Below are 12281 nucleotides of genomic sequence, written 5' to 3'. Positions count from 1 at the left end.
CTCCAGGGATGCAGGACCTGGCGCTGACCATCAACCTCGGCAGCTCCAGCCTGAAGGCAGCCCTGGTGGACTCCACCGGGGCCATTCCATGGCATGGCGGACGCAGTCTGCAACCTGACGAAAGCCTCGAAGAGGTGCTGGAGAGATGGCTGGCGCCAGCGCTTGAGCCTTATCGCAAGAGCATCATCCTGGTGGGCCACCGGGTGGTGCATGGCGGCGAACACTTCACCGCCCCCACACGCATTGATGACCAGGTAGAAACCACTCTGCAGGAGCTGGTGCCCCTCGCTCCGCTGCACAATCCTCCTGCCCTGAAGGGTCTGGCCTGGGCCCGTGACTGGGCACCGGACCTGCCCCAATGGGCCTGCTTTGATACCGCCTTCCACAGCACCCTGCCGGCGGCGGCCAGCACCTATGCCTTGCCAGCGGAGTTGCGCCAGCGGGGATTCCGGCGCTTCGGCTTCCATGGCATCAACCACCAGCATGTGGCCGAAACCGTGGCAGGCCAGTGGCAGCAACAGGGCCGAGATCCCAAAAAGCTGCGTCTGATCAGCGCCCACCTGGGGGCAGGGGCATCCTTGGCAGCGATCCAGGGCGGCCGCTGCATCGACACCACCATGGGCTACACACCGCTGGAGGGGCTGGTGATGGCCAGCCGCTGCGGCAGCGTGGATCCAGGCCTGCTGCTGGAACTGATGCGTGAAGGCATAGGCGCAGCCCAGCTGGCGGATCTGCTGCAACAACAAGCAGGCCTGAAGGGGTTATCCGGTCTGAGCGGGGACATGCGTGACATCCGCGAGCAGGCGGCTGCAGGCCACCAGGGGGCTCAGCTGGCGCTGGATGTGTTTCGGCAGCGATTGCTGCAGCTGATCGGCGCCATGGCCGCCAGCCTGCAGGGCGTTGATGTGCTGGCGCTCACTGGAGGAATCGGTGAACACGACCAAGCATTGAGGTCGGAACTTGAAGAAGCCTTGGCGTGGCTGCCCAATCTGGAGATGGTGATCGTGCAAGCCGATGAGGAGGGCATGATCGCCCGACTCTGCCGGCGCTCAGCCGCGGTCGGGTAGATCCGGGGTTTGGTGCAGCAGCCGGTTCAGGCGCAGCCGATCGGCATTCAAAGGATCAGGGGCCAGCTCGCCAGCCAATTCACGGAATTTCTGCTCGATGTCTTCCGGTACGCGCACATCAAAAATGCGCTCCATCAAGGCCTCAATCGAGAACAGGTGGGCGTTGATGTTCTCCAGATCAGCCATGGCTTGCTGGAGTGCATCAGTGGGTTCATCGACACCACCCACCGGGGTGGCATGCACCTGACCGTCGCTGTTACGCGGCCCATGTTGCTTCTGGAGATCCTCAAGAACCCGACCCGACAGGGTGCGGAACGACTGGAGAGCAGCCCAGCTCAATTCCTGTTGTTGACGCAGGGTTGGATTCTCCCGGATCAGCCGGTCATGCTCCCGGTAGAAGCGTTGACAATCCGGGCATTGACAGGGCTCTTCTGGCACCGACGACCCACAGCTCAGATCTCATCATGACACTTGATCAGGCGGCGAGTGGTGGTTCGGAGGAAAACCCGCTGTCATCACCATCCACAACTCCTGGCAAAGGAATCTCAATGGAGGTCACCACCTGGATCACATCACGCAAGCGCATGGAGTCGGCAAACCAGCCCATGGCCTGCTCCGTGTCACCCCGGCGCTCAGCGTCGCTGGCCTGATCCTCATGGGCCTCAGCGAGCAGGGCCAGCCAGCAGAGGCAACGGGCCTGAACCACCGAGAGATCAAGGTCAGCAGGTTGGGAGTCGGCGATGCGCTCGCTCTCCTGCTGAACAAGAAGCCTTAACCGCAGATCGTGAAGCTGGGTCATGGATCCGGATTCGTTGCAGCAACGCTAGCGGGAGCGTGCCGTCTGGCCACCCCACTAAATGTAGTAGTGACTACCGGCACCAGTGTTCACACTCACGGGGCTGGCGGGACTCGAACCCACGACCTACGGTTTAGGAAACCGTCGCTCTATCCGGCTGAGCTACAGCCCCATCACGCTTCATTATGGGGTTTGAAAGCAGGCGAGGTGATCGCGACCAACCCTGAGCTTCGTGCGCAGGCGAGGTTGAGGAAAGTCCGGGCTCCCCGATGGCCAGGCTTGCTGGGTAACGCCCAGTGCGGGTGACCGTGAGGAGAGTGCCACAGAAACACACCGCCGATGGCCCCATGGGAGCAATCCCTTTGGCACAGGCAAGGGTGCAAAGGTGCGGTAAGAGCGCACCAGCAGCATCGAGAGGTGCTGGCTCGGTAAACCCCGGCCGGGAGCAAGGCCCAGGAACGACGGGTGGCCATCTTCCCCGTTCCGCCTTTGTGAGCCGCTCGAGGTCGTCGGCAACGGCGATCCCAGATAGATGATCACCCCCCTTTTGCGGAAGGGAGAACAGAACCCGGCTTATGTCCTGCTTTCACCCCTTTCAAGGCGCAGGAACATCACTGTGATGCAGGAAGCAAACCGCGATCAACAACTGAATTCGCTCTGGAGCGAACTGGGAAACCACCCTGAACGGCTACAGCGCGAAGAGCTCGACTGCCTGAATGAAGCCCTCACCCACACCTCCTGCGGTCTGCATCCCCATCACGAGCAGCTGGAGTTTCTCGGTGATGCGGTGTTGCGCCTGGCAGCGAGTGAATTCATCGCTGCGGCCTATCCCCAGATGCCGGTGGGGGAACGCTCCAGCCTGCGGGCCCAACTGGTGAGTGATCGCTGGCTGGCGCAGCTGGGAGAGACGATCACAATCGCGCAGTGGTGGCGGATCGGCCCAAAGGCCAGCGCTGATCCCACCGCGGCCGCCACGATCCGCGCCGAGCTCAGTGAAGCGCTGATCGGTGCGGTGTACCGGATTGCCGGGCTGCAAACAGTGCAAGCCTGGCTGAAGCCCCATTGGCAGACGAGTGCTGAGGCGGTGCTCGCCGATCCCTATCGCGGCAACAGCAAGTCAGCCCTGCAGGAATGGAGCCAAGGCCAGGGTCTGGGTCTGCCCCAGTACACCTGCAGCGAAGTGAGCCAGCGCCATGGCGACCCCAAACGCTTTCAGGCCTCGGTGACGCTGCCGCCCAATTTAATGTCCTCAGGCTGGGGCGGGTCGCGGCGCGAGGCCGAACAGCAGGCAGCGGAGGCCCTGATGGCGCAGCTCAAAGCATCCAGCGCAGATCGTGCTTAGGACTGTCCACCCGCAACGGGCAACGGCGCCCCGCAGCGATCGCAATGGGACGCCTCGCGGCGGTGATCAGGATGGCTGCAGTGGGTGCAGACGCGCTGGTCCTGGCGCACCTGCTGCATCGTTTCAACGGTGACGATGCCGGTGGGGATGGCAATGATCCCGAAACCGAGCAGCATCACCACGGCCGCCAGCACCTGACCGAGCACGGTCTGGGGCACGAAATCGCCGTAGCCCACGGTGGTCATGGTCACGATCGCCCAATACACCCCCTGGCCCACTGTCTGGAACTGGGTGTTGGGGTGACCGCTTTCAAACACCACCATCAGATAGCCCAGCACCACCTGGGCCATCACCACAAAAAACAAGAACACGCCGATGCGGCGGGCACTGGCCTTGAGCGCCCGGCCCAGCAGCTGGGCCTCATCCATGAAGCGCAGCAGCTTGAACACCCGCAGCACCCGGCCGAATTTGAAAATCCAGAGAATCAGGCCACTGCTGATTTGCGGCACAAAGAAAAACAGAACCGCCGAAAGGTCGATCAGCCCAAAAAAGCTGCGGGCATAGACCAGCGGCTTCGGGGAGACCCAGAGGTGCAGCAGGTAATCGGCCATGAACACCAGCAGGCAGCCCCGCTCCAGTTCGGCCACCCAGGCCGGAATCTCCCCCGGTGTGGCCACCCGCATCGGATGGGGCTCCACCAGCAAGCCAGCCACGCTGAGCAGGATCGTGCCGAAGATCATCAGGTTGTAGATCCGGCCCGCACGGGTGTCGGAATCGAGCACAACCCGCCGTAGCCGCTGGCGCAGGGCGAGCTCCATAGCTGTCAGTCGGCGCTGAGATCACGCAGACGCATCGTCACCAACTTGTCCCAGTTGCCTCCTTCAAAGAGCACGGCAGCCCGGTCACCACTGATGCGCTGCACAAAGCCGGTGTAGCCGTTGTAAATCGAACGCTGATCTACCACCGTCACCGTGGCGCCGGGAAGGATCGGAGCAGCGGAAGCCATGGCGTGAGAACGGTCAGGCATTCAGTATTGCGCGGAAGGATGATGACGTGTCGACTGCTTCTGCTCCCATGACTGCTGACGACTGGCTGCCCGTGGGCAAGGTGGTGGCCGTGCAGGGGCTGAAAGGCGAACTGCGGGTGAACCCGGCAAGCGACTTCCCGGAGCGATTCACCGAGCCCGGCACCCGCTGGCTCAAAGCGCGGGGCCAAGCACCGAGAGAAATCGAGCTGAAAAGTGGCCGGCAACTGCCCGGCAAGAGCGTGTTTGTGGTGCGCTTTGCAGGAATTGAAAGCAGAGACGCCGCAGAGGCGTTGGTGGGCCAGACCCTGCTGGTGCCGGCTGATGACCGGCCGGCGCTGGCAGAAGGGGAATTCCACCTGCTGGATCTGGTGGGCCTGGAAGCCCGGTTGAGCACCGATGGGGAGGCCATCGGCACCGTGAAGGATCTGATCAGCGGCGGCAACGACCTGCTGGTGCTGGAGCGACCTGACGGACGCACGCTGATGGTGCCGTTCGTGGAAGCGATCGTGCCCGAAGTGCATCTGGAGCAGGGCTGGCTACTGCTTACCCCACCGCCAGGTCTGCTCGAGCTCTGAATCCCGCCCAGGTGACAGCAACGGAGCACCTGCGCGACAATCACCGCCACTTCGTCACGCGCCCCCAGTGACCACCCCCCTGATTCCGGTGATCCTCTGCGGCGGCACCGGCACGCGCCTCTGGCCCCTCTCCCGCGCCAGCTATCCCAAGCAGTACTGGCCCCTGGGGGGCAGCGGCGACGAAACCCTGCTGCAGCAGACCCAGCAGCGCCTGGAGGGGATCGAAGCCCTCGGCGCGCCGCTGTTGATCTGCAACGACGACCACCGCTTCATCGTGGCCGAGCAGATGCGCCAGATCGGCGTGGAGCCTGGCGCAATCCTGCTGGAGCCCATGGGCCGCAACACGGCCCCCGCCGTGGCGGTGGCCGCTCTGCAAGCCACGACCCACGGTGAGGATCCATTGCTGCTGGTGCTGGCCGCCGACCACGTGATCCGTGATGCCGCCCACTTCCGCACCGCCATCCAAGCAGGCCGCAGCGCTGCCGAAGCGGGGCGCCTGGTGACCTTCGGCATCGTGCCCACCGCACCGGAAACGGGCTACGGCTACATCGAAGCGGCCGAACCGCTGCAGCCCGGAGCCCTCACCCCCGTGCCGATCGCACGCTTCGTCGAGAAGCCCGACCGCACAACGGCAGAGCAGTTCCTTGCCAGCGGCCGCTTCACCTGGAACAGCGGCATGTTTCTGTTCAAGGCCAGCGCCATGCTGGCGGAACTGGAGCGTCTGGTACCGGAGGTGGTGAGCTGCTGCCGAGCCGCCCTGGAGCAGGACGTGGCCGATCTTGATTTCCTCCGCCTCGAGCGGGAAGCCTTCGCCAAGTGCCCCAGTGTGGCCATCGATGTTGCCGTGATGGAACAAACAGCGCTGGGTACCGTGCTTCCCCTGGCCGCCGGCTGGAGTGATGTGGGCAGCTGGAGTGCTCTGTGGGACACCGCCGATCGCGATGACGACGGCAACGTGCTGCGCGGACGCGTGATCAGCGAGGGCAGCCGCAACTGTTATCTACGCAGCGAACACCGCCTGGTGGTGGGCCTGGGCGTGGAGAACCTGGTGGTGGTCGAAACCGACGACGCCGTGTTGATCGCCGATCGCAGCCAAGCTCAGAAAGTGAAGACGATCGTGAAGCAGCTGGAGGCGGACGGCAGCCCGGAGGGCAAGGCCCACCGCAAGATCTATCGACCCTGGGGCCATTACACCGGCGTGGTGGAAGACAGCCGCTGGCAGGTGAAGCGCATCTCCGTGAAGCCCGGCGCCAGCCTCTCGCTACAGATGCATCACCACAGAGCAGAACACTGGGTCGTCGTCCGCGGCACTGCCCTCGTGGAGCGTGACGGAGAGAAGCAACTCGTTGGCGAAAACCAGAGCACTTACATCCCCATGGGGTGCCGCCACCGCCTGAGCAACCCTGGGCGAATTGCCGTGGAGCTCATCGAAGTCCAAAGCGGTGAATATCTGGGCGAAGACGACATCGTGCGCTTCGATGACGTATATGGCCGCAGCGACGCGTCGGCCAGGGTCGCCCTCACTCCACAGTGACGCTCTTGGCCAGGTTGCGAGGCTGATCCACATCCAGGCCCCGATGGGCTGCAATGTGATAGCTGAGCAGTTGCATCGGCACGACCGTGAGCAAGGGGCTGATCCACTCGCTCGCGGCTGGCACCGGCAACAGCTCATCAAAAAGATCCGTGTCCGGACCATCGGGAGCCACACCAATCAGCTGCGCATCGCGGGCCTTGGCTTCCTGGGCATTGCTGAGCACTTTCTCGAACACCACCCCCGGCACAGCAATCGACACCACCGGCACCCGGGCATCAAGCAAGGCGATCGGCCCGTGCTTCATCTCCCCAGCCGGATAGCCCTCGGCATGGATGTAGCTGATCTCCTTGAGTTTGAGTGCCCCTTCCAGGGCGATCGGGTAGTTGATGCCGCGTCCAAGGAAAATCACATCCTGTGTCTCAGCAAAGTGATGGGCCATCGCTTCGGCGCGCTGGTCGTGCTGCTCCACCAAGGCGCTGAGCTGCTCCGGCAGGCCGCGGAGTTCGGTGATCAACCCGGCGATTTCCCCTTCGCCACGACTTTTGCGGCGAGCGGCGAAGGCCAGAGCCAGGGCGTAAAAGGCCAGCAGCTGGCCCAGGAAGGTTTTGGTAGCCGCCACACCCACCTCGATGCCGGCACCGATGTCGAGAATGTGCGGCACCTGCCGGGCCAAGGAGCTTTCAGGCCGATTGGTCACCCCCAACTGCCGGGGCGCGAAGGTTGGATCGCTTTGACCCTGCCGGCGCTCCACATCCATGGCCAGGGCCGCGAGAGTGTCAGCGGTTTCACCCGATTGAGTGACACCGATGGTGAGGGTGTTCGGCGCCAGCGGCGGTGGCGCATAACGGAATTCACTGGCGTAATCCACGCTGGTGGGAACACCGGCGAACTGCTCCAGCAGGTAAGCCCCCACCAGAGCGGCATGGCGGCTGGTGCCGCAGGCCAGGATCTGAATTCGCTCGATGCCGCTGTAAAAGGCATCGTCGAAGGGCAGCGCCACGGGATGACCTGCCGGCAAGCCCTCCGGCAGATGCCGCTCCACCCAGAGCCGCGCCGTCTCGGGCTGCTCGTGGATCTCCTTGAGCATGAAGTGGCGGAAATGGCGCTTGTCTGCCACATGCTCCTGACCACTCAGCAGGGTTGGAGTGCGCTGCTGCCGCACCCCACTGGCGTCATAGAGCTCGATCCCTAAAGGACCGAGCAAGGCCACTTCGCCATCCTCCATCGGCAGGATCGTGCGGGTGAAGCCGACCAGAGCCGGGGTGTCGCTGGCGCAGAGAAACTCCCCTTCTCCCAAACCGATCAGCAGGGGAGCCGCCTTGCGGGCCACCACCAGCGCCCCGGGCACTTCGGCCCAGAGCACGGCTAGGGCATAGGCCCCCTGCAGGCGGGGAAGCACCATTTGCACGGCCTCCAGCAGCAACGCTCCATCAGCACCGCGACCAGCAGCTTGCAAGCGCGCCAGTTCAGCAGCCACAAGGTGGGGAATCACCTCGGTATCCGTGTCCGAGCGGAAGCTCACACCGTTGGCGGTGAGCTCCTCCCGCAACGCCCGGTGGTTTTCGATGATGCCGTTCTGCACCACCGCCACGGCACCGCTGCCATCGCAGTGGGGGTGGGCGTTGTGCTCCTCAGGCTTGCCGTGGGTGGCCCAGCGGGTGTGGCCGATGCCCACCAACCCCGGGGCACCCTCACGCTCCACCCGCGCCGATAGGTTCACCAACTTGCCCTTAGCGCGGATGCAATGCAGCTGCTCCGACTCCACCGTGGCCACGCCGGCGGAGTCGTAGCCGCGATATTCCAATTGGCGAAGACCCTCGAGCAGCAGGGGGGCTGCGTCCCGGGAGCCGATCACCGCAACGATTCCGCACATACAAAAAAGCCCGGCACTGCCGGGCCGAGCTTATGGGGTCAGGAGAGGAAAGACCGCTGAATGCCTCAGTACGACAGTCCCATGCTGCGGCTGGTTTCATCGCCGAGATACACGCGGATGCTGAGAAAGTCGGTGGGGCAAGCGGTTTCACAGCGCTTGCAGCCAACGCAATCCTCGGTGCGGGGAGAAGAGGCAATCTGGCCAGCCTTGCAGCCATCCCAGGGCACCATCTCGAGCACATCGAGAGGACAGGCACGCACGCACTGGGTGCAGCCGATGCAGGTGTCGTAGATCTTGACGGCGTGGGACATGAGCCCGTCTCAGTGCAATTGACTTGGCGTCAACGTACCTGCCACGGCCGCCTCTGAGATCGTGCTCGCGCTTCGCCGTCACTGTTGTTAACGCCCGTGGCTGGTGCTGCCGGCGCCAGCCCGTAAGATGCGGCGTCCCGTCTTCACGGCCATGTCTCAGGAAGCGATCCTCGAAAAAGTCCGTTCGATCGTGGCGGAGCAGCTCAGCGTCGACGCCGGCGAAGTCAAGCCGGAGTCCAATTTCCAGAACGATCTGGGCGCCGATTCTCTCGACACCGTCGAGCTGGTGATGGCCCTGGAAGAAGCGTTCGACATCGAGATTCCCGACGAGGCCGCCGAAGGTATTGCCACCGTCGGCGACGCCGTCAAGTACATCGAAGACAAGCAGGCCTGAGGTTCCGCAGCATGGTGGAGGGTCTCCAACGCGTCGTGGTCACCGGCCTTGGCGCGGTGACACCGATCGGCAACAGCGTTGCCGACTACTGGGACGCACTCACGTCCGGCCGCAACGGCGTCGCAGGCATCACCCTGTTCGACGCCTCCGAGCACGCCTGTCGCTTTGCCGCGGAGGTGAAGGCTTTCGATCCCTCAGGGTTCATCGAGCCCAAGGACGCCAAGCGCTGGGATCGCTTCAGCAAATTCGGGGTGGTGGCGACGAAACAAGCCCTAGCCGATGCCGGCCTGGAGATCACTCCAGACAATGCCGATCGCATCGGCATCATCATTGGCTCTGGTGTGGGTGGTCTGCTCACCATGGAGACCCAGGCCCATGTCTTGGAAGGCAAGGGGCCCGGCCGCGTGAGTCCCTTCACCGTGCCGATGATGATCCCGAACATGGCCACAGGCCTGGCGGCGATCGCCGTGGGCGCCAAGGGTCCCAGTTCAGCGGTGGCCACCGCCTGTGCTGCCGGATCCAATGCCATCGGTGATGCCTTCCGCTTGCTTCAGTTGGGCAAGGCTGACGCCATGCTCTGCGGCGGAGCGGAATCGGCGATCACCCCCCTGGGGGTGGCCGGATTTGCCAGCGCCAAGGCCCTGTCTTTCCGCAACGATGACCCGGCCACGGCCAGCCGCCCCTTCGACCGCGAACGGGACGGCTTTGTGATCGGCGAAGGGTCCGGCATGCTGGTGCTCGAAACCCTGAGCCATGCCGAAGCTCGCGGCGCCACCATCCTGGCTGAGGTGGTCGGTTACGGCACCACCTGCGATGCCCATCACATCACCTCGCCTACGCCCGGAGGTGTCGGCGGCGCTGCCGCCATGCGCCTCGCCCTGGAAGACGGTGGTCTTTCAGCGGCCGGTGTGGATTATGTGAACGCCCACGGCACCAGCACACCCGCCAACGACAGCAACGAAACCGCTGCCATCAAGAGCGCTCTGGGTGACCGTGCCCTGCAGATCCCGGTGAGCTCCACCAAGTCGATGACCGGTCATCTGCTAGGTGGTTCAGGGGGGATCGAAGCCGTGGCCTGCGTGCTGGCACTGCGGCACAACGTGGTCCCTCCCACGATCAACTACGCCAATCCCGATCCCGACTGTGATCTGGATGTCGTTCCCAACACAGCTCGAGACCACAAACTGGAGACGGTGCTTTCCAACTCCTTTGGCTTCGGCGGTCATAACGTCTGCCTGGCTTTCCGCTCGATGGGGTGAGCGGCGACACCGCACCCCTCCTTCAAACTGTCCGCAACGCACTTTTCACCATGGTCGCAGCGCCCGCCTCTCTCGACACGCTCTGCATCAACAGCATTCGCTTTCTCGCTGTTGACGCCGTCAACAAATCCAAGAGCGGCCACCCTGGCCTGCCCATGGGTTGCGCCCCGATGGGTTACACCCTCTGGGACAAGTTCCTGCGCCACAACCCCAAGAACCCCAAGTGGTTCAACCGCGACCGCTTTGTGCTCTCCGCCGGTCACGGCTGCATGCTGGTGTATTCCCTGCTGCACCTCACCGGCTACGACTCGGTGTCGATCGACGACATCAAGCAGTTCCGCCAGTGGGGATCCAAGACGCCCGGTCACCCCGAAACCTTCGAGACCCCCGGCGTGGAAGTGACCACCGGCCCCCTCGGCGCCGGCATCTCCAACGCGGTGGGTCTGGCCATTGCTGAGTCCCACCTGGCGGCCAAGTTCAACAAGGCCGACGCCAAGGTCGTGGATCACTACACCTACGTGATCATGGGCGACGGCTGCAATCAGGAAGGTGTGGCCTCTGAGGCCTGCTCCCTGGCCGGTCACCTGAAGCTGGGCAAGCTGATCGCGCTGTACGACGACAACCACATCACCATCGACGGCCGCACGGACGTGTCCTTCACCGAGGACGTGCTCAAGCGCTACGAGGCCTACGGCTGGCATGTGCAGCATGTGGCCGATGGCAACACCGATGTGGACGCCATCGCCAAAGCAATCGAAGCGGCCAAGGCCGTTACCGACAAGCCGTCGATCATCAAGGTGACCACCACCATCGGCTACGGCTCCCCCAACAAGGGCGACACCGCTGGTGTACACGGTGCTCCCCTGGGTGAGGAAGAAGCCGAACTCACCCGCAAACAGCTGGGTTGGAGCTATGGCCCCTTCGAGGTTCCCCAGGAGGCCTACGACCAGTACCGCCAGGCGATCGAGCGGGGCGCCAGCCAGGAAGCCGAGTGGAATCAAACCCTCGCCGCGTACCGCAGCCAATACCCCACCGAGGCGGCTGAGTTCGAGCGCATGCTGCGCGGTGAACTCCCCCAGGGCTGGGACAAAGACCTCCCCACCTACACACCCGACGACAAGGGCCTGGCCACCCGCAAGCATTCCCAGATCTGTCTGGGTGCCCTGGGCCCCAACCTGCCGGAGCTGATTGGGGGATCCGCCGACCTCACCCACTCCAACTACACCGACATCAAGGGTGAAACAGGTTCTTATCAGCCGGAAACCCCTGAGAAGCGCTACCTGCACTTCGGTGTGCGCGAGCACGCCATGGCTGCCGTGCTCAACGGCATCGCATATCACAACAGTGGGTTAATCCCCTATGGCGGCACCTTCCTGGTGTTCGCCGACTACATGCGCGGCTCCATGCGCCTGTCGGCACTGAGTGAACTGGGTGTGATCTACGTGCTCACCCACGACTCCATCGGCGTCGGCGAAGACGGTCCCACCCACCAGCCGATCGAAACGATCCCCTCCCTGCGGGCGATGCCCAACCTGATGGTGTTCCGTCCTGGCGACGGCAACGAAACCAGTGGTGCCTACAAGCTGGCGATCGAGAACCGCCACCGCCCCAGCGCCCTCTGCCTCAGCCGTCAAGGCATGGCCAACCAGGCCAACTCCTCAATCGAGAAGGTGGCTCAGGGCGGTTACATCCTCGAGGACTGCGCCGGCACCCCCGATCTGATCCTGATCGGCACCGGCACCGAACTCGACCTCTGCGTGCAGGCGGCCAAACAGCTCACAACTGAAGGTAAGAACGTGCGCGTGGTGTCCATGCCCTGCGTCGAACTGTTCGACGAGCAAAGCGACGCCTACAAGGAGCAGGTCCTCCCCGCTGCAGTGCGCAAGCGCATCGTGGTGGAAGCGGCTGAAAGCTTCGGCTGGCACCGCTTCATCGGCCTCGACGGCGACAGCGTCACGATGGATCGCTTCGGCGCCTCTGCCCCCGGCGGCACCTGCATGGAGAAGTTCGGCTTCACCGTGGACAACGTGGTGGCCAAAGCCAAGGCTTTGCTTGGCTGATCCAACATTCAAGTTGAATCAATCGCACTGGCGGGAGAGCTGA

13 protein-coding genes, 1 tRNA gene and 1 other RNA gene are annotated in these 12281 nt (G+C 63.7%); 8 read left to right on the top strand and 7 right to left on the bottom strand.

All coding sequences use genetic code 11. The features are described from left to right. Positions 1-8 precede the first annotated feature (8 nt). A complete protein-coding gene (locus SynMEDNS5_RS00720; protein WP_186583865.1) occupies positions 9-1067 on the top strand; it encodes an acetate/propionate family kinase in 1059 nt (352 codons plus the stop codon). Here SynMEDNS5_RS00720 and SynMEDNS5_RS00715 read toward each other — a convergent pair. The 3 genes from SynMEDNS5_RS00715 to SynMEDNS5_RS00705 form a co-directional block, all read right to left on the bottom strand. Beyond that, on the bottom strand, positions 1050-1505 hold the full coding sequence (locus tag SynMEDNS5_RS00715; protein ID WP_186583864.1) for a hypothetical protein: 456 nt from the start codon (positions 1503-1505) through the stop codon (positions 1050-1052). The two genes, SynMEDNS5_RS00720 and SynMEDNS5_RS00715, sit on opposite strands and share 18 nt — an antisense overlap. Positions 1506-1542: 37 nt before the next feature. Continuing rightward, a complete protein-coding gene (locus SynMEDNS5_RS00710) occupies positions 1543-1866 on the bottom strand; it encodes a hypothetical protein (protein WP_186583863.1) in 324 nt (107 codons plus the stop codon). A 95-nt stretch (positions 1867-1961) separates the two neighbouring features. Further along, a tRNA-Arg gene (locus SynMEDNS5_RS00705) sits at positions 1962-2035 on the bottom strand. Positions 2036-2057: 22 nt separating this feature from the next. Here SynMEDNS5_RS00705 and rnpB point away from each other — a divergent pair. Further along, positions 2058-2455, top strand: an RNA gene (rnpB, locus tag SynMEDNS5_RS00700) — RNase P RNA component class A. Positions 2456-2482: 27 nt separating this feature from the next. Next, entirely contained in the window at positions 2483-3205 is a 723-nt protein-coding gene (gene rnc, locus SynMEDNS5_RS00695; protein WP_186583862.1) for a ribonuclease III, read from the top strand. Here rnc and SynMEDNS5_RS00690 read toward each other — a convergent pair. Together SynMEDNS5_RS00690 and SynMEDNS5_RS00685 are read right to left on the bottom strand one after the other, a co-directional pair. Continuing rightward, positions 3202-4023: an ion transporter gene (locus SynMEDNS5_RS00690; RefSeq protein WP_186583861.1), complete on the bottom strand. Its 822-nt coding sequence runs from the start codon at positions 4021-4023 to the stop codon at positions 3202-3204. The two genes, rnc and SynMEDNS5_RS00690, sit on opposite strands and share 4 nt — an antisense overlap. Before the next feature lie 5 nt (positions 4024-4028). Next, complete coding sequence (locus SynMEDNS5_RS00685) at positions 4029-4211, bottom strand: NAD(P)H dehydrogenase subunit NdhS (protein WP_186583860.1); 183 nt, start codon at positions 4209-4211, stop codon at positions 4029-4031. A gap of 68 nt (positions 4212-4279) precedes the next feature. Between SynMEDNS5_RS00685 and rimM the strand changes: the two genes are divergently transcribed. Then, a complete protein-coding gene (gene rimM, locus SynMEDNS5_RS00680; RefSeq protein ID WP_186583859.1) occupies positions 4280-4807 on the top strand; it encodes a ribosome maturation factor RimM in 528 nt (175 codons plus the stop codon). 67 nt (positions 4808-4874) lie between these two features. After that, positions 4875-6341: a mannose-1-phosphate guanylyltransferase/mannose-6-phosphate isomerase gene (locus SynMEDNS5_RS00675; RefSeq protein ID WP_186583858.1), complete on the top strand. Its 1467-nt coding sequence runs from the start codon at positions 4875-4877 to the stop codon at positions 6339-6341. Here SynMEDNS5_RS00675 and glmS read toward each other — a convergent pair. Then, positions 6328-8214 carry a glutamine--fructose-6-phosphate transaminase (isomerizing) gene (gene glmS / locus SynMEDNS5_RS00670; RefSeq protein ID WP_186583857.1) on the bottom strand — a complete coding sequence of 629 codons (1887 nt, stop codon included), beginning with the start codon at positions 8212-8214 and terminating at the stop codon, positions 6328-6330. The genes SynMEDNS5_RS00675 and glmS overlap by 14 nt on opposite strands. A 65-nt stretch (positions 8215-8279) precedes the next feature. Beyond that, complete coding sequence (gene psaC, locus SynMEDNS5_RS00665; RefSeq protein WP_006042515.1) at positions 8280-8525, bottom strand: photosystem I iron-sulfur center protein PsaC; 246 nt, start codon at positions 8523-8525, stop codon at positions 8280-8282. Between the two features lie 151 nt (positions 8526-8676). On the opposite strand from psaC, the gene acpP reads away from it, so the two are divergent. Genes acpP through tkt form a run of 3 tightly spaced genes read left to right on the top strand, consistent with a single transcriptional unit; the run spans position 8677 to position 12238 of the window. After that, positions 8677-8919 carry an acyl carrier protein gene (gene acpP / locus SynMEDNS5_RS00660; protein ID WP_066910276.1) on the top strand — a complete coding sequence of 81 codons (243 nt, stop codon included), beginning with the start codon at positions 8677-8679 and terminating at the stop codon, positions 8917-8919. Positions 8920-8930: 11 nt separating this feature from the next. Further along, positions 8931-10178 carry a beta-ketoacyl-ACP synthase II gene (gene fabF / locus SynMEDNS5_RS00655; protein WP_186583856.1) on the top strand — a complete coding sequence of 416 codons (1248 nt, stop codon included), beginning with the start codon at positions 8931-8933 and terminating at the stop codon, positions 10176-10178. 50 nt (positions 10179-10228) lie between these two features. Continuing rightward, positions 10229-12238: a transketolase gene (gene tkt / locus SynMEDNS5_RS00650; RefSeq protein ID WP_186583855.1), complete on the top strand. Its 2010-nt coding sequence runs from the start codon at positions 10229-10231 to the stop codon at positions 12236-12238. Positions 12239-12281 lie beyond the last annotated feature (43 nt).

Source organism: Synechococcus sp. MEDNS5 (assembly GCF_014279875.1).
Lineage (GTDB): Bacteria > Cyanobacteriota > Cyanobacteriia > PCC-6307 > Cyanobiaceae > Synechococcus_C.
This window is presented reverse-complemented; position numbering and strand designations above follow the sequence as displayed.

Coding starts and splice junctions, on each gene's coding strand:
- SynMEDNS5_RS00710 (WP_186583863.1), bottom strand. CDS start 1,866: ATGACCCAGCTTCACGATCTGCGGTTAAGGCTTCTTGTTCAGCAGGAG.
- SynMEDNS5_RS00720 (WP_186583865.1), top strand. CDS start 9: ATGCAGGACCTGGCGCTGACCATCAACCTCGGCAGCTCCAGCCTGAAG.
- rnc (WP_186583862.1), top strand. CDS start 2,483: ATGCAGGAAGCAAACCGCGATCAACAACTGAATTCGCTCTGGAGCGAA.
- acpP (WP_066910276.1), top strand. CDS start 8,677: ATGTCTCAGGAAGCGATCCTCGAAAAAGTCCGTTCGATCGTGGCGGAG.
- fabF (WP_186583856.1), top strand. CDS start 8,931: ATGGTGGAGGGTCTCCAACGCGTCGTGGTCACCGGCCTTGGCGCGGTG.
- psaC (WP_006042515.1), bottom strand. CDS start 8,525: ATGTCCCACGCCGTCAAGATCTACGACACCTGCATCGGCTGCACCCAG.
- SynMEDNS5_RS00690 (WP_186583861.1), bottom strand. CDS start 4,023: ATGGAGCTCGCCCTGCGCCAGCGGCTACGGCGGGTTGTGCTCGATTCC.
- glmS (WP_186583857.1), bottom strand. CDS start 8,214: ATGTGCGGAATCGTTGCGGTGATCGGCTCCCGGGACGCAGCCCCCCTG.
- SynMEDNS5_RS00685 (WP_186583860.1), bottom strand. CDS start 4,211: ATGGCTTCCGCTGCTCCGATCCTTCCCGGCGCCACGGTGACGGTGGTA.
- tkt (WP_186583855.1), top strand. CDS start 10,229: ATGGTCGCAGCGCCCGCCTCTCTCGACACGCTCTGCATCAACAGCATT.
- rimM (WP_186583859.1), top strand. CDS start 4,280: ATGACTGCTGACGACTGGCTGCCCGTGGGCAAGGTGGTGGCCGTGCAG.